This is a genomic window from Burkholderia sp. 9777_1386 (assembly GCF_015712265.1).
Lineage (GTDB): Bacteria > Pseudomonadota > Gammaproteobacteria > Burkholderiales > Burkholderiaceae > Burkholderia > Burkholderia cenocepacia.
This window is the reverse complement of the sequence record NZ_JACCQB010000034.1, coordinates 19770-34652: the sequence shown is the minus strand read 5'-3', so window position 1 is coordinate 34652 and position 14883 is coordinate 19770. Positions and strand designations below refer to the sequence as shown.

At 70.2% G+C, this 14883-nt stretch carries 14 protein-coding genes; 9 read left to right on the top strand and 5 right to left on the bottom strand.

Going from position 1 to position 14883, the window contains the following annotated elements:
- Window positions 1-14 precede the first annotated feature (14 nt).
- Window positions 15-233, top strand: coding sequence for a YXWGXW repeat-containing protein (locus H0X91_RS23085; RefSeq protein WP_077021155.1), 219 nt, complete (start codon window positions 15-17; stop codon window positions 231-233).
- A 126-nt stretch (window positions 234-359) separates the two neighbouring features.
- On the opposite strand, the gene H0X91_RS23080 is transcribed toward H0X91_RS23085, so the two are convergent.
- The 3 genes from H0X91_RS23080 to H0X91_RS23070 all read right to left on the bottom strand — a co-directional run bounded on the left by H0X91_RS23080 (window position 360) and on the right by H0X91_RS23070 (window position 3695).
- Complete coding sequence (locus H0X91_RS23080; RefSeq protein WP_006483703.1) at window positions 360-1559, bottom strand: tyrosine-type recombinase/integrase; 1200 nt, start codon at window positions 1557-1559, stop codon at window positions 360-362.
- Window positions 1560-1652: 93 nt separating this feature from the next.
- Window positions 1653-2408 carry an SDR family NAD(P)-dependent oxidoreductase gene (locus tag H0X91_RS23075; RefSeq protein WP_125331851.1) on the bottom strand — a complete coding sequence of 252 codons (756 nt, stop codon included), beginning with the start codon at window positions 2406-2408 and terminating at the stop codon, window positions 1653-1655.
- A 111-nt stretch (window positions 2409-2519) separates the two neighbouring features.
- Complete coding sequence (locus H0X91_RS23070; RefSeq protein ID WP_059720817.1) at window positions 2520-3695, bottom strand: helix-turn-helix transcriptional regulator; 1176 nt, start codon at window positions 3693-3695, stop codon at window positions 2520-2522.
- A gap of 222 nt (window positions 3696-3917) precedes the next feature.
- Between H0X91_RS23070 and H0X91_RS23065 the strand changes: the two genes are divergently transcribed.
- A complete protein-coding gene (locus H0X91_RS23065; protein ID WP_048988163.1) occupies window positions 3918-4298 on the top strand; it encodes a DUF4377 domain-containing protein in 381 nt (126 codons plus the stop codon).
- Window positions 4299-4307: 9 nt separating this feature from the next.
- On the opposite strand, the gene H0X91_RS23060 is transcribed toward H0X91_RS23065, so the two are convergent.
- Window positions 4308-5696, bottom strand: a complete 1389-nt coding sequence (locus H0X91_RS23060; RefSeq protein ID WP_058903598.1) for a DHA2 family efflux MFS transporter permease subunit — start codon at window positions 5694-5696, stop codon at window positions 4308-4310.
- A 157-nt stretch (window positions 5697-5853) separates the two neighbouring features.
- On the opposite strand from H0X91_RS23060, the gene H0X91_RS23055 reads away from it, so the two are divergent.
- Window positions 5854-6714, top strand: coding sequence for a LysR family transcriptional regulator (locus H0X91_RS23055; protein ID WP_006483122.1), 861 nt, complete (start codon window positions 5854-5856; stop codon window positions 6712-6714).
- A 60-nt stretch (window positions 6715-6774) separates the two neighbouring features.
- Here H0X91_RS23055 and H0X91_RS23050 read toward each other — a convergent pair whose 3' ends face one another.
- Complete coding sequence (locus H0X91_RS23050) at window positions 6775-7125, bottom strand: VOC family protein (protein ID WP_006483121.1); 351 nt, start codon at window positions 7123-7125, stop codon at window positions 6775-6777.
- Window positions 7126-7385: 260 nt separating this feature from the next.
- Here H0X91_RS23050 and H0X91_RS23045 point away from each other — a divergent pair, with 260 nt between their 5' ends.
- The 6 genes from H0X91_RS23045 to H0X91_RS23020 all read left to right on the top strand — a co-directional run bounded on the left by H0X91_RS23045 (window position 7386) and on the right by H0X91_RS23020 (window position 14858).
- Entirely contained in the window at window positions 7386-8525 is a 1140-nt protein-coding gene (locus tag H0X91_RS23045) for an LLM class flavin-dependent oxidoreductase (RefSeq protein WP_006493091.1), read from the top strand.
- A 163-nt stretch (window positions 8526-8688) separates the two neighbouring features.
- Window positions 8689-9882 carry an acyl-CoA dehydrogenase family protein gene (locus tag H0X91_RS23040; RefSeq protein ID WP_196433378.1) on the top strand — a complete coding sequence of 398 codons (1194 nt, stop codon included), beginning with the start codon at window positions 8689-8691 and terminating at the stop codon, window positions 9880-9882.
- 10 nt (window positions 9883-9892) lie between these two features.
- Window positions 9893-11653 carry an FAD-dependent oxidoreductase gene (locus H0X91_RS23035; protein WP_058903180.1) on the top strand — a complete coding sequence of 587 codons (1761 nt, stop codon included), beginning with the start codon at window positions 9893-9895 and terminating at the stop codon, window positions 11651-11653.
- The gene (locus tag H0X91_RS23030; protein WP_006483126.1) at window positions 11650-12168 is read left to right on the top strand and encodes a flavin reductase family protein; all 519 of its coding nucleotides are present in this window, start codon (window positions 11650-11652) and stop codon (window positions 12166-12168) included. The genes H0X91_RS23035 and H0X91_RS23030 overlap by 4 nt, the downstream gene beginning before the upstream one ends.
- A gap of 15 nt (window positions 12169-12183) precedes the next feature.
- The gene (locus tag H0X91_RS23025) at window positions 12184-13233 is read left to right on the top strand and encodes a ferredoxin--NADP reductase (RefSeq protein ID WP_196433377.1); all 1050 of its coding nucleotides are present in this window, start codon (window positions 12184-12186) and stop codon (window positions 13231-13233) included.
- A gap of 38 nt (window positions 13234-13271) precedes the next feature.
- Window positions 13272-14858, top strand: a complete 1587-nt coding sequence (locus H0X91_RS23020; RefSeq protein WP_058903178.1) for a FadD3 family acyl-CoA ligase — start codon at window positions 13272-13274, stop codon at window positions 14856-14858.
- Window positions 14859-14883 lie beyond the last annotated feature (25 nt).

Here is a 14883-nt window from a genome sequence, read left to right as displayed (position 1 = left end):
AGGGAACATCGACAATGAAGATCCGGTCTGTTTCGCTCGCCATGCTGGTGAGCGCGAGCGCCGTGCTGATGTCCGCGTGCGTGGTCGAGCCCGTGCGGCCGCCGCAGCCCGCGCCCGTCGCCGAGGTGGCGCCGCCACCGCCCGCACCCGGCTATCGCTGGGCCAAGGGGCATTACCGGTGGGCCGGCAATCACTGGGCGTGGGTGCCCGGGCACTGGGTGGCGGTGTACTGACACGGCAAGCGTGTCGACGTGTCGCGCGGCGGGATCGACGCGCCGGAGCAAGCGGCGATGCGAAGTGCCGCAGCCACGGCGGATCTCGGCGGGATCGACCTCGTCCGTCGAGCGGCGCAACGCAGTCTAGTCCCACCCGATCCGGTGCTTCGCTTGCGTCTCGCGATGGCGCCAGTCGTCGTCCGCGTGAAGATACTGGCTCGTCGTCGTGAGCGACACATGGCCGAGGTTGTCGCGCACGAGCCGCAGATCGACGCGGCCGTCGGCCATGTGCGAGCCCGCGCTGTGACGCAGCCAGTGCGCGGACGCCTGTTCGAGCACGCGCGCCGCGTGCTCGCCAGCTTCACCGTTCGCGCGCAGCCGGTCGGCCGCGTGCCGGAACACCTGCTTCACGATCCGGTGCAGCGCCGCACGCGTGAGCGGCTTGCGCGCCTGGCCGACCGGCAGCACGAGCGGCGTCGGCTCGCCGTCGACCGGCAGCGCGGGCAGGCCGTGCGCACGCCGGTAGCGCGCCAGCTCGGTCATCATCTCGTCGGTGGCCGGCACGAGCCGCTGCCGGCCGCCTTTGCCCGTCACGTCGAGCCACCAGCGTTCGTGCCCGTCCGCATCGCGGCGGCAGAAGAACCGGCCCATCGTCGTATCGGCCGCTTCGGTGATGCGCAGCCCGCCGAGATACAGCAACGTGAACAGCCAGCGCGCGCGATCCGCATGGAAGCGGGCGCGTGCATCGTCGCGCGGCATCGCGGCGATCGCATCCTTCACCGCTTGCCACAGCGGCTGCCCGAGATGGCGCGTGACGCGCGGCGCGGGCCGGCGCTGCCGCTGCCGCGACAACGCGAGCGGATTGCCGGCCAGATAGCCGGCCTGCACGAGCCACGAGAACATCACGTTCAGGATCACCAGCGCCTGCCGCTGGCTGGCTGCCGACAGCGGCCCGTAAAACGGCCGCCAGCGCGGATCGTCGCGCGGATGCTTGCGGCCGCCGTTCGCGCACCACAGCTCGGCCGGCGCGGGCGCGAGCAGGAATTGCCGGTACACGACGAGATCCTCGTGCGTGAGCGACGACAGCGGCTTGCCGCACGCGATCACGGCCCACAACAGCAGGCGCTCGGCTTCCTTGCGGTAGTTCTGGAACGTGGCCGGCGTATCGACGAAGCGCGCGAGCCAGGCGCGCACGGCGTCGAGGTCATGGGTCGCGGCGATCTGCGGATGCGCGCTGCCCGAGCGGTTGGTGCCCGTGCGTCCGTCGAGCGCGGCCGGCACGGCCAGCGTATCGATCGGCAGCGGGCGCAGCGCGGTGTCGTCGGACGAAGCGGATGAGGTCATGCGAAGGAAACGCGCTGCGCGAACCGCGCGGGCGTGGCCGGGCGGACGAAGGCAGCGCGCCAAAGCGTATCGGGAAGCGCCGATGGTACACGATCACCACACGGTGAAGCCGCCGTCGACGGCGATCGCCTGGCCGGTCACGAAGCGTGCGGCGGGCGAGCACAGCCACATCACCGTTTCCGCGACGTCGCGCGGCTCGCCGAGCCGTGCCATCGGCGTGGCCTGCATCAGCCGCGCCATGTCGGCGCGGTTGTCCGGCCGGTCGGTGATCGCCGTGTTCGCGATGCCGCCGGGGCACACGGCGTTCACGCGAATGCCGCGGCTCGCATAGTCGAGCGCCACCGCTTTCGTGAGGCCGACGACACCGCTTTTCGACGCCGAATACGCGGCGAGCCTGGGGCCGCTGACGAGCCCCATGATCGACGACGTGTTGACGATCGCGCCGCCGCCCGATTGCAGCATGTGCCGGCATTCGTGCCGGATGCACAGCCACACGCCTTTCAGGTTGACCGCGATCGTGCGGTCCCATTCGTCCTCGTCGAATTCGGCGGCCGGTGCGCCGCGCGGCGCGATGCCCGCGTTGTTGAACGCGAGGTCGAGGCGGCCGAAGGTGTCGACCGTCGTGTCGATCGCATGGCGCACGTCGGCGTCGCGCGACACGTCGGTGCGCAGCACGATCGCCTTCGCGCCGAGGCGCTCGATCTCGTGCGCGGTGTCTTCCGCGGCCGCCACGGCGGTGTCCAGCAGCGCGACCTGCGCGCCGGCTTCGGCGAAGCACAGCGCGGCCTGGCGTCCGATGCCGGTCGCCGCGCCGGTCACGACGGCGACTTGTCCTGCGAAGCGTTCCATTCCTGTCTCCTGAAGCGCGGGTCGGACGGACAGGTTAGGCGGGCTGCGCCGATGCTTCGACGTTGAAACGGACTAGGCGGATTCGGCGGTGGCGGCATTGCGGCGAACGCTTCACCCCAGCGACAGCACGCTGTTCAACAACAGCCGCACCAGCGTTGCCTGCCGCGTGACACCGGTCTTCGAAAAGATCGCACGCAGATGCGAGCGCGCGGTGTTCTTGCTGATCGCCAGCTCGTCGGCCGCTTCCTCGAGCGTCTGTCCGTTGACGAGCGCGAGCGCCAGCGCGGTCTCGGCCGGCGTCAGGTCGAACAGCTTGCGCACGATCTCGTGCGACGCCTGCGACTTGCGCTCGGCATCGCGGATGAAGATCGCGCACGCCGGCCGGCGCGGATTGTCCTCCGACCACTCGCTGAGCGGCACCGCGCGGATCAGCACGCCGAGCCGCGGCTTGCCGGACGGGCGCGGCACCGCGATCGCGTGCGCGACCGACGGCGTGCTGCCCGTGCGTTCCGCGAGCACCTGGCGGATCAGCTTCTGCAGCTTGCGGTCCTCCAGCGGATACGACGCTTCGAGCGCGCCGCCGCGCACGCGCAGGCCGTCGCATTCGGCGAAGATCTCGTCGGCGACGGAATTGGTCTTCATGATCGCGCCGCGCTCGTCGAGGATCGCGGTGCCGACGAGCATGCGGTCGATCGTGCTGGCATACAACGTGCGCTCGGATTCGACCATCCCGAACTTCGCGTGCAGCCGCACCGCGCGCTTCAGGTGCGGCAGCAGCGCGTTGCACACGGCCTTGTCGGTCGCCGAGAACGCGTGGTCGCGATGCGAACGGCACACGCGAAAGCGGCACTCGACGCCGTCGTGCGTGCGCAGGTCGGCGCCCATCAGATGGCCGACGTCGAGCGGCCTCAGGAATTCGGCATACATCGCGCTGTTGCGCCAGACGCCGGCGCCGAGCAACTCGTCGACCGTGACGACGCGATCGGTCGGCAGGTTCACGAACGGGTCGAGCGCGTAGTAGTAGCTGTTGTACGACGCGACGCCCGGCAGCGGCGCGCTGTTTTCCGACGCATTGATCATCAGCCCCGCATGGCCGCTGGCGGGCCAGCGCAGGATCATCGTCGCGTAGTTCGCGTGCAGGTGCACGCGGATCTGTTCGAGCGCGCCGCCCCACGGGACGTCCTCGAGCGGGCCTTCGTAGATCTTCGTGAGCAAGGCGTCGAACTGCTCGAGCGTCAGTTTCGACTGGGCAAGATGCGGCGGCAGGGCCGCGGTCGCCGTGGTCATTCGGGTTGTCTCCTGTTGCGGCCGCCGGGTCGCGATGCGCTCGGCGTGCACGTGCGGACCGCCGGCGGCTGCGCAGAGCGGAACCGGAACACGGTAACGTATCGGCGCGCGCGCGACATCCCATAAATGAGGGTGGTCGAACCGGTTTTGTAAGGTATTTGTGAACTTTCGCGCCGGGCGGCTCGTCTAATCGGCCCTCCAACGCTCCCAGAGGAACATCAGATGATTCGCCCCTCCCGAACGCTGCTTGGCGCGGCCATCCTTGCCGGCAGCACGCTCCTCGCCGGATGCCAGACCGATGCGGCGGCGACCGCGCCGGCCGCGGCCCGCCCGGCCGACGGCAAGCCCGTGACCCGGACCGTCTACGTCGCGCCGCAGTCCGCCCGCTGCACGGGCGTCGCGCCGATGGAGTGCCTGCAGGTGCGCGGCAGCCCGGGCGAGCCGTGGAGCCTGTGGTACGCGGGTATCGAAGGCTTTGCGTACCAGCCCGGCTACCTGTACACGCTCGAAGTCGACGAATATCGCGTCGCGCAGCCGCCGGCCGACGGTTCGTCGATCCGCTGGGTGCTCAAGCGCGTCGTCGAGCGCCGCCCGGTGAACTGACGGCCGCGATCACGCGGAAGGGCGCGCCGCCGCATGGGCCGGCGGCGCGGCCGTATCGATCCGCCGGAACACGACGGACGACAGCAGCGTCACGGCGCCCATGCACGCGAACGACAGCATGAACCCGTGCGCCATCGAGCCGCGATAGGCGGCGAACAGGTTGACGAGCCCGCCGCCGATCGAGACGCCCAGACCCATCGCGAGCATCTGCATCATCGTGAACAGGCTGTTGCCGCTGCCGGCGTCGGCATGCGACAGCCCCTTGAGCGTCACGCCGTTCATCGCCGCGAACTGCATCGAATTCGCCGCGCCGAACACGATCAGCAGCACGCCTTCCAGCACCGGCGCGGGCCGCGCCGACACCAGCGCGAACCCCGCGATCGCGCAGCCGACGATCCCCGTATTCACGACCAGAAACGTCGCATAGCCGAAGCGCTTCACGAGCGGCGCGATCCACCGTTTCGCGACGACGCCCGCGATCGCGGCCGGCAGCATCATCAGCCCCGACTGCAGCGGCGTATAGCCGAGCTGCACCTGCATCAACAGCGGCAGCATGAACGGCACCGAACTCGTGCCGATCCGGCACAGCAGGTTGCCGAGCAGCCCGGACCCGAAGTTCGGCTCGCGGAACAGCCCGAGCCGGAACAGCGGCTGCGCGCGTCGCCGCGCGTGCGGCAGGTACGCGAGCGCGCTTGCCAGCCCGAGCACCGCGAGCGCGGCCGCCCACGCGGCGCGGTGCGCGGACATCGGCGGGTCGATCGCGAGCGACAGCGCGATCATCGCGGCCGACAGCAGCGCGCAGCCGACGAAGTCGAACGGCGGCGGCTGCGTCGCCTGGTCGTGCGGCAGGTAGCGCTGCACGGCGATGAAGCCGACCACGCCGACCGGCACGTTGACGATGAACACCCAGTGCCACGAAATCGCCTGCGTGAGCCAGCCGCCGAGCGTCGGCCCGACGATCGGGCCGAGCTGGCCGGCGATCGACACGAACGCGATCGCCGCGACGTACTGTTCGCCCGGCACGCGACGCAGCACGGCGAGCCGCCCGATCGGCAGCAGCATCGAGCCGCCGATGCCCTGCACGGCGCGCGCGACGACCAACTGGCCGAGCGTATGCGACGCCGCGCAGCCGATCGACGCGAGCACGAACACGAGGATCGCGACCGAGAACACGCGGCGCGTGCCGAACCGGTCGGCGAGCCAGCCGGACGCCGGCGTGAGCATCGCCATCGTCAGCGTGTAGACGACCACGACGGGCTGCATCGCGAGCGGCGACGCCTGCAGGCTTTGGGCGATCGACGGTAGCGCGGTGTTGACGATCGTCGTGTCGAGCGACTGCATGAAGAACGCAGCGGCGACGATCCAGAGCAGCGCGGAGTGTGTGGGTTCCCGGGACATGGCGAAATCGGTGGGGCGAAGGTCCGGCAGGCGGCGCCGCTGCGCGGTCGCGCGGCGCGTGCCGGACGTCGAGCGCTCGATGGTACCGATTCCGCTGGTCATCGGGAAGCCGCCTCAAGGCATTGACTGTCATCGGAAATGACGATGACAATGCGGGATGCTCAATCCCGTCTGGCTCAAGACGTTCGCGACCGTCACGAACTGCCGCAGCTTCACCGAAGCGGGCCGGCAGCTCGGGCTCAACCAGTCGAGCGTCAGCGAACACATCCGTCGCCTCGAAGAGAGCGTCGGCCGCCGGCTGTTCGTGCGCGATACCCATTCGATCGCGATGACGGCCGACGGCGAGGCGCTGCTCGTGCATGCGAACGTGATCCTGCAGGCGCTGAACCGCGCCGAATCGCAATTTCGCAAGCCGCGGCTGCAGGGGCGCGTGCGGCTCGGCGCGTCGGACGATCTCGCGCTCGTCGCGCTGCCGGAGGTGCTGGCCGGGTTCCGCGCCGCGCATCCCGATGTCGCGCTGGAAATCACCACCGGCATGACGAGCCGGCTCTACGCACTGATGGACGCGGGCGCGCTCGACCTGATGATCGGCAAGCGGCGGCTCGGCGAACGGCGCGGCACGCCGCTGCTGCGCGCGCGGCTCGAATGGGTCGCGCGGCCGGGCACCGTCGTCGATCTGGAGCGCCCGCTGCCGCTCGTGCTGGTGGCCGAGCCGAGCGTCACGCGCGCGGTGGTGCTGAATGCGCTCGCGGAAAAGGGCATCGGCTGGGAAGTCGTGTGTTCGAGCAGCAGCCAGCCGGGCTGCATCGCGGCCGCGCGCGCGGGGCTCGGGCTGACCGCGACGTCGCAGTACCTGTCCGCGCGCGGCCTGGCGCCGCCCGTGAACGGCGACGGGCTGCCCGCGCTGCCCGACGTCGAATTCATCGCGCTGGCCGCGAAGCGGCTCAGCCAGCCGGCCGGCACGTTGCTCGAGCTGCTGGAAACCAGCGATCTGCGCGCGTCGGGCGCGGACGCGTGACGCCGGCTACGCCCGCGCGGCATCCGGCGCGCGTGCATCCGGCGACCGCGCCGTGCATCGTCATGCCGACCGTTTCTGCGAAATCACCAGCAACGCGCCGTTCCTGTCCTCCAGCACCGCGCGGTATTCGTGCGGTCCGGCCTGCACGGGCACGCGCACCGATGCGCCGGCCTTCACGACCCGCGCCATCGCCGCATACAGGTCGTCGTCCTCGTCGACGCGCAGCGTGAGCGCCGCGCGCTCGACGATCTGCTCGTCGCCCGCGACCAGCGCGATCGTCAGCGGGCCGCCGTCGAGCGCGCAATAACGGTCGCCGTCGCGAAACTTCACGTTCAGGCCGAGCCCGTCGACGAACAGCGGCAACGCCGTGTCGATGTCGTCGACCGGATACAGCAGCATCGATACCTTCATCCCGGTTCTCCCTTGTCTTGATGTGGGCGGCGTGCAATGCGCCGTCGTCCGATGCTAGCGCGCCGCTCGCGTGCTCACGCAGTCCGATCGGATGACCGTGAAACCCCTCTGTCGCCGCGGGCGTCCGGCTACTCCGAACAGATGATGCCCGCGCCAGCCGGCGCGCCGACACTCCCATTCGTGGACCGTCGCTATTCGTCCGTATCGTGCGGGCGGCCTGCGCGACCCCGATTCGTCCAACAGACATGGAGACGCACGCAATGAAGTTTTCCCTCATCTACGAAGCCCAGACCACCGACGCGTCGCGCGAGGGCGACCACCGGGTGTTCAAGGAAACGGTCGAACAGGCGCTGCTCGCCGAGCAGGTCGGTTTCGACACGATCTGGTGCGTGGAACACACGTCGTTGACCAACTATGCGCACATGAGCGCGCCGGAAACCTTCCTCGCGTACCTGGCCGGCCGCACGACGCGCATCGGCCTCGGCCACGGCGTCGTGTGCCTGCCGCCGGCGATGAATCACCCGATCAAGGTGGCCGAGCGGGTCGCGTTGCTCGACATCCTGTCGGGTGGCCGCGTGCATTTCGGCGTCGGCAAGGGCGGCAGCCAGCAGGAAGCCGGCGCGTTCGGCTACGACCTCGACGCGCTGCAGCCGATGATCGACGAATCGATGTACCTCGTGCCGAAGATGTTCGTGCAGGACGAGATCGAGCACGACGGCCAGTACATCAAGATTCCGAAGCGCCCGATCCACCCGAAGCCGTTCCAGGACCCGCACCCGCCGATGTACCTCGCATGCACCAACACCGACGCGCTGCTGCGCGCCGGCCAGCGCGGGATGGGCGCGCTGGTGCTCGGCTTCGGCGGCCCCGACGAAGTCGCGAAGAAGAACGCGGTGTACCGCGACGCATGGGCGAACCGCAAGCCGGAAGACCAGGTCGGCTTCCGCCCGACGCAGCACCTCGCCGCGCTGTGCCCGACGGTCGTGATGGCGGACGGCCAGGCGGCCCGCAAGATCGGCATCCGCGGCCAGCGCTACTTCATGGAATCGCTCGCGTACTGGTACACGGGCGGCGAGCGGCCGGACCCGGCGAAGTGGGGCGACGACCTCGTGCAGGCCGACACCGGCGAGATGGTGATCCGCTCGCGCTTCGCGTCGGAGGAAGTCGTCGTGAACTTCGCCGACCCGGCGCTCGCGATGATGAACCCGAACCACGCGTACGGCACGGTGGACGACTGCATCGGCTATGTCGGCCGCCTGCAGGCAGCCGGTGTCGACGAAGTGCTGTTCCTGTGCCAGATGGGTACGGTGCCGCACGAAGCGCAGATGGAGACGATCCGCAACATCGGCGAGCACGTGATTCCGTTCTTCAATCGCGAGAAGGAACGGGCCTGCGCGTGATGCACCGGGCCGCGCCCGTCGTCCGGTCGGACGATGCGGCGCGCTCGCGCGAAGCTGACCATCGGTGGTGGCGAGCATCGCCCGCGGCCAGGCCGCGCCGAACAACTTTGAACGGGAGCGGGGCGGGCGCCGCGGCGCCGCCCCCGTTCCACAGGAGACATTCGTGCATCGCGACAACGATTCGAACGCATTGGCCGCCACGCTGATCGCCCGGGCCGAGGCGCTGGCGCCGACGCTGGCCGGCCGCGCCGCGCACGCGCAAGCGCAGGGCCGCATCCCGGCCGAGACGATCGCCGACATGCAGGCCGCCGGCTTCTTCAAGGTGCTGCAGCCGAAACGTTACGGCGGCTACGAGCTCGATCCGCAGACCTTCTTCGAGATCCAGATGGCGCTCGCGCGCGGCTGCATGTCGACCGCGTGGGTGTACGGCGTGGTCGGCGTGCACAACTGGCAGCTCGCGCTGTTCGACGAACGCGCGCAGCAGGACGTGTGGGGCAACGATCCGGCGACGCTGATCGCGTCGACCTACATGCCGGTCGGCCGCGTGACGCCGGTGGACGGCGGCTTCCGGCTGTCGGGCCACTGGAAGTTCTCGAGCGGCAGCGAACTGTGCGAATGGGTGTTCCTCGGCGCGCTGGTGCCGCCGGCCGAGGCCGGCCAGCCGCCCGAATACCGCACCTTCCTGCTGCCGAAAGCCGACTACCGGATCGAGCAGGACTGGGACGTGCTCGGCCTGCGCGCGACGGGTAGCCACGACATCGTCGTCGACGACGCGTTCGTGCCTGCGTACCGCACGCACAAGGCGATCGACGGGATGATGGGCACGAGCCCCGGGCTGGCGGTCAACGACGCGCCGCTGTTCAAGCTGCCGTTCGCGCAGATTTTCGTGCGTGCGGTGTGCACGTCGTGCATCGGCGCGCTGCAGGGTGCGCTCGACGATTTCACCGGCTATGCGGCGACGAGCGTGTCCGCCAACAGCGGCGCGAAGACGACCGACGATCCGGGCGCGCAGCACGCATGCGCGAACGCGGCGGTGGCGATCGACGAGATGAAGGTGCTGCTCCAGCGCAATTTCGCGGAACTGATGGCGTCGGTGACCGGCGGCCCGGCGGTGTCGATCGAGCGCCGCGTGCATTTCCGCTACCAGTCCGCGCAGGTCGCCGAACGCTGCGCGCAGGCCGCGAACGCGCTGCTGCGCTATGCGGGCGGCAACGGCATCTATCACCGCAATCCGCTGGTGCGCCGCTTCCTCGACCTGCATGCGGCCCGCGCGCACTACGCGAACAACGTGGACCGCTTCGGCCAGAACCTCGGCGCGGTGATGCTCGGCCGCGAGAACACCGATTTCTTCATCTGACGGGGCCAGGATGAACGACACGCAAGCACGGCAATACGCGTTCGACGTGGTGGTCGTCGGCTCGGGCGCGGGCGCGCTGCTCGCCGCGTGCCGCGCGGCCGACCACGGGCTGTCCGTCGTGGTGATCGAGAAGACGGCGCGGTACGGCGGCACGTCGGCGGTATCGGGCGGCGGCATCTGGGTGCCGTGCAATCACCATATCGCCGAACTCGGCGCGACCGACTCGCGCGACGCCGCGCGCCGCTATCTCGACGCGTGCACGGCCGGCGCCTCGACGCCCGACAAGCTCGATGCGTATCTCGACCGCGCGCCGGAGATGCTGCGCTATCTGGAATCGAAGACGCCCGTGCGCTATCAGGCGCTGCCGATGTATGCGGACTATTTCCAGAAGCTGCCGGGCGCGATGCCGGGGTATCGCGCGCTCGATCCGCTGCCATTCGACGGCGGGCTGCTCGGCGACGAGTTCGAGCGGCTGCGGCCGCCGTCGCCCGGCACGCTGATCGGCGGGCGCGTCGCGGTGACGTCGAAGGAAGCGCATACGCTGTTCTCGCGCGGCCCCGGTTTCATGCGGCTCGCGATCGCGCAGTTCGGCCGCTACTGGCTCGATGTCGGCATGCGCCGCCGCACGCGGCGCGACCGGCGCCTGACGCTCGGCAATGCGCTGATCGGCGGGCTGCGTCGCGCACTGCTCGACCGTCACGTGCCCGTGTGGCTCGAGACGCCGATGCGCGACCTGCTCGAGGTGGACGGCCGCGTGACGGGCGTACGCGTGCAGCGCTTCGGACAGCCGGTGACGATCGCCGCGCGGCGCGGCGTGATCCTCGGCGCGGGCGGTTTCGAGCGCAACCAGCCGATGCGCGAACGTTACCTGCCGCAGCCGACCCGGACGCAGTGGAGCGCGACGCCGCCGTCCAACACGGGCGATGCGATTGCGGAAGGTCACCGGCTCGGCGGCGCGCTGGCGCTGATGGAGCACGTGTGGGGTGCGCCGACCGTCGGCGTCGCGGGCGAGGAGAAGCAGCGCGCGCTGTTCGTCGAACGCAACCTGCCGGGCTGCGTGATCGTCAACGGCCTCGGCCGGCGCTTCGTCAACGAGGCCGCGCCGTATTCCGAATTCGTGCCCGCGATGTATCGCGATCATGCGCGCACCGGCGCGAGCGTGCCGGCATGGATGGTGTTCGACGCGCGCTTTCGCCGCAAGTATCCGTGCGGGCCGATCATGCCGGCGTCGATGATGCCCGATTCGAGGGTCCCGGATGCGTTTCGCGACGTGCTCGTGAAGGCCGACACGATCGACGCGCTGGCCGCGCGGATCGGCGTCGACGCGGCGGGGTTGCACGCCACGCTGCGCGACATGGCGCGCTACGCGATCACCGGTGTCGACGAAGCGTTCGGCAAGGGCGACAACGCGTTCGACACGTATTACGGCGACCCGCGGAACCAGCCGAACCCGTGCCTGGGGCCGGTCGACCAGCCGCCGTTCTATGCGGTGCGGATCGACGCCGGCGACATCGGCACGAAGGGCGGGCTCGTCACCGACGCGCACGCCCGCGTGCTGCGCGCCGACGGCGAACCGATCGACGGCCTCTATGCGATCGGCAACACCAGCGCATCGATGATGGGCGCGAGCTACCCCGGCGCGGGCTCGACGCTCGGTCCGGCGATGACCTTCGGGTATCTCGCCGCCGATCACCTGGCCGCCTGCGCGGCCGACGCCGGCGGGCGGTCCGCCCGACCATCCACGACAGAACCTGACGGAGTCCGATCATGAGCGATCTCACCCCCCATCCGCTGCGCACCGACATGCTGCTCGCGATGCGTCGCCTCGCGCGTTCGGTCACGGTCATCAGCAGCGCGCACGACGGCCGGCGCTACTCGATGTCCGCGACGGCGGTCGATTCGCTGTCGACCGATCCGCCGTCGCTGCTGATCTGCATCAACCGCACCGCGTCGCTGTATCCGCCGCTCGATGCGGGCGCGCCATTCTGCGTGAACGTGCTGTCCGCGCGCCACGAAGGCATCGCGATCGACTGCAGCGGCCGCCTGAAGGGCGAAGCGCGCTTCACGACCGGCGACTGGCACACGTCGCCGCACGGCGTGCCGTATCTGCGCGATTCGCAGGCGAGCCTCGTGTGCGAGCAGGACGGCCGCTTCGAATACGGCACGCATACGGTGTTCATCGGGCGCATCCGCGAGGTGCTGATGAGCGGCGACGTCGATCCGCTCGTCTATCTCGACGGCGCCTATACGACACCCGGCGCGCCGGTGGCCCATGCGGCCGCGTGACGCAAGGAACCGGCCATGAGCGATTCACGCTTCCATCGGCTGACCGTGGCCGACGTGATTGCCGAGAGCGACGACGCGTGCTCGTTCGTGTTCGACGTGCCGGCCGCGTTGCGCGACGCGTTCGCGTACCGGCCGGGGCAGTTCCTGACGCTGAACGTGCCGTGCGCGGATGCGAGCGTCGCGCGCTGCTATTCGCTGTCTAGCGCACCCGGCATCGATGCGGCGCCGAAGATCACCGTCAAGCGCGTGCGTGACGGTCGCGCATCGAACTGGCTGTGCGATCGCGTGAAGGCGGGCGACGCGCTCGACGTGCTGCCGCCGGCCGGCGTGTTCACGCCGCGCACGCTCGACGCCGATTTGCTGTTGTTCGCGGGCGGCAGCGGCATCACGCCCGTGCTGTCGATCCTGAAATCGGCGCTCGTGCACGGCCGCGGGATGCTGACGCTGATCTATGCGAATCGCGACGAGCGTGCGGTGATTTTCCGTGACGAACTGCAGCAGCTCGCGCAGCGCCATCCGGGCCGCCTGCGCGTGATGCACTGGCTCGACAGCGTGCAGGGCATTCCGCAACAGCGCCATCTCGAGGAACTCGCGCGGCCGTTCAGCCAGCAGGAGACGTTCATCTGCGGGCCCGCGCTGTTCATGGAGAACGCGCTGGCCGCGATGCTCGGCCTCGGGCTGCCGCGTGCGCGCGTGCACGTCGAGCGGTTCGCGTCGCTGCCCGATGCGCCGGCGCAGGCTGGCGGCGCGCCGGCGGACGCGGCGCCGGCAACGTCGACGTCCGGTGCAACTGCCGCGATCGAGACGGTGCTCGACGGCGACGCATTCGCGTTCGACGGCGCGCCCGGCGAAACGCTGCTCGACGCGATGCTGCGCGCGGGCGTCCCGGCGCCGAATTCGTGCCGGACGGGGCAATGCGGCGCGTGCATGTGCCGGATCGAGCGCGGCGCGGTCGCGCTCGACCGCAACCACGTGCTCGACGACGACGAGATCGCGGCCGGCTGGACGCTCGCCTGTTGCGCGCGGCCCGCGAGCGATGCGCTGCGCGTGGTGTTTCCCGACTGAGCCGTGGCGCGCCGGCGGCGCGCGCGGCAACCTGATCTATGACGATGGACAACGAAATCCTGACCACGCCCGCGCTGATCGCGCGGGCAGCCGCGCGCCACGGCGCGCATCCGGCGATCGAGTCGGAGCACGGCCGGCTGACCTACGCGGAACTCGACGCCGCGCGCATCGACGCGGCCCGCGCGCTGCTCGCGAGCGGCATCGATTCCGGCGACCGCGTCGCGGTCTGGGCGCCGAACCTGCCGCAATGGATCGTCGCGGCGCTCGCGATCCATACCGTCGGCGCGGTCCTCGTGCCGGTCAATACGCGGATGAAGGGGATGGAGGTCGGCGGCATCCTGCACGACAGCGGTGCGCGGCTGCTGTTCTGCTGCGGCACCTTCCTCGGCGAATCCTATCCGGCGATGCTCGCGCCGCATCGGCCGGCGACGCTCGAGCGCGTCGTCGTGTTCGACGGCGAACCGCCTTCGGGGGCGCACGACGAGACCTGGAACGCGTTTCTCGCGCGCGGCGCGGCGGTGCCGCTTGCCGCGGTGCGCGAACGCGAGGCGCAGGTCACGCCCGACACCGTGATGGACCTGATGTTCACCTCCGGCACGACGGGGCGCCCGAAAGGCGTGATGACCGCGCACGGCCAGAACCTGCGTGCCGCGCAGGCGTGGGCGGCGATCGCCGGCGTGCGCCCGGACGACCGTTATCTAATCGTCAATCCGTTCTTCCATACGTTCGGCTACAAGGCCGGCTGGCTCGCCGCGCTGTCGAGCGGCGCGACCGTGCTGCCGCATCTGGTGTTCCAGCCGGACGACGTGCTGCGGCGCGTCGCCGCCGACCGCGTGTCGGTGCTGCCCGGCCCGCCGACGCTGTACTACGCGCTGCTCGACGCGCCCGATCGCGCGACGCGCGATCTGTCGTCGCTGCGGATCGCGGTGACGGGGGCGGCTGCGATCGCGCCGAGCCTGATCGAGCGGATGCGCGCGGAGCTCGGTTTCGAGACGGTGCTGACCGGCTACGGGCTCACCGAGTCGTGCGGCTTCGCGACGCTGTGCCGCCAGGGCGACGATGCCGAGACGGTCGCCCGTACGTCGGGCCGGCCGATGCCGGACGTCGAGCTGCGCATCGCGGGGCCGGGCGGCGAGCCGCTCGGGCCGGACGAGACCGGCGAGATCTGGGTGCGCGGCTACAACGTGATGCGCGGCTACTTCAATCAGCCCGACGCCACGCGCGAGACCGTCGATGCGGCGGGCTGGCTGCATACGGGCGATCTCGGCTGCGTCGACGCGAACGGCAATCTGAAGATCACCGACCGTATCAAGGACATGTTCATCGTCGGCGGTTTCAACTGCTATCCGGCGGAGATCGAGCGGCTGCTCGCCGCGCATCCGGCGATCGCGCAGGTCGCGCTGGTCGGCGTGCCCGACACGCGGCTCGGCGAAGTCGGGCACGCCTATGTCGTGTTGCGGCCCGGCGCGCACGCCGATGCCGACGAACTGAACGACTGGGCGCGCCGCAACATGGCGAACTACAAGGTGCCGAGGTATTTCACGTTCGTCGCGCAACTGCCGACGAGCGCGGCCGGCAAGGTGCTGAAGTATCGGCTGCGCGCGGCGACCGAGGCGGCGGCCTGAGCGAAGAAGCCACAACCCTGAACGG

Excerpts from the sequence above, each read along its gene's own strand:
- H0X91_RS23025 (WP_196433377.1), top strand. The coding sequence starts at position 12,184 with ATGAGCGATTCACGCTTCCATCGGCTGACCGTGGCCGACGTGATTGCC.
- H0X91_RS23065 (WP_048988163.1), top strand. The coding sequence starts at position 3,918 with ATGATTCGCCCCTCCCGAACGCTGCTTGGCGCGGCCATCCTTGCCGGC.
- H0X91_RS23020 (WP_058903178.1), top strand. The coding sequence starts at position 13,272 with ATGACGATGGACAACGAAATCCTGACCACGCCCGCGCTGATCGCGCGG.
- H0X91_RS23045 (WP_006493091.1), top strand. The coding sequence starts at position 7,386 with ATGAAGTTTTCCCTCATCTACGAAGCCCAGACCACCGACGCGTCGCGC.
- H0X91_RS23055 (WP_006483122.1), top strand. The coding sequence starts at position 5,854 with ATGCTCAATCCCGTCTGGCTCAAGACGTTCGCGACCGTCACGAACTGC.
- H0X91_RS23050 (WP_006483121.1), bottom strand. The coding sequence starts at position 7,125 with ATGAAGGTATCGATGCTGCTGTATCCGGTCGACGACATCGACACGGCG.
- H0X91_RS23070 (WP_059720817.1), bottom strand. The coding sequence starts at position 3,695 with ATGACCACGGCGACCGCGGCCCTGCCGCCGCATCTTGCCCAGTCGAAA.
- H0X91_RS23080 (WP_006483703.1), bottom strand. The coding sequence starts at position 1,559 with ATGACCTCATCCGCTTCGTCCGACGACACCGCGCTGCGCCCGCTGCCG.
- H0X91_RS23060 (WP_058903598.1), bottom strand. The coding sequence starts at position 5,696 with ATGTCCCGGGAACCCACACACTCCGCGCTGCTCTGGATCGTCGCCGCT.
- H0X91_RS23085 (WP_077021155.1), top strand. The coding sequence starts at position 15 with ATGAAGATCCGGTCTGTTTCGCTCGCCATGCTGGTGAGCGCGAGCGCC.
- H0X91_RS23030 (WP_006483126.1), top strand. The coding sequence starts at position 11,650 with ATGAGCGATCTCACCCCCCATCCGCTGCGCACCGACATGCTGCTCGCG.
- H0X91_RS23075 (WP_125331851.1), bottom strand. The coding sequence starts at position 2,408 with ATGGAACGCTTCGCAGGACAAGTCGCCGTCGTGACCGGCGCGGCGACC.
- H0X91_RS23035 (WP_058903180.1), top strand. The coding sequence starts at position 9,893 with ATGAACGACACGCAAGCACGGCAATACGCGTTCGACGTGGTGGTCGTC.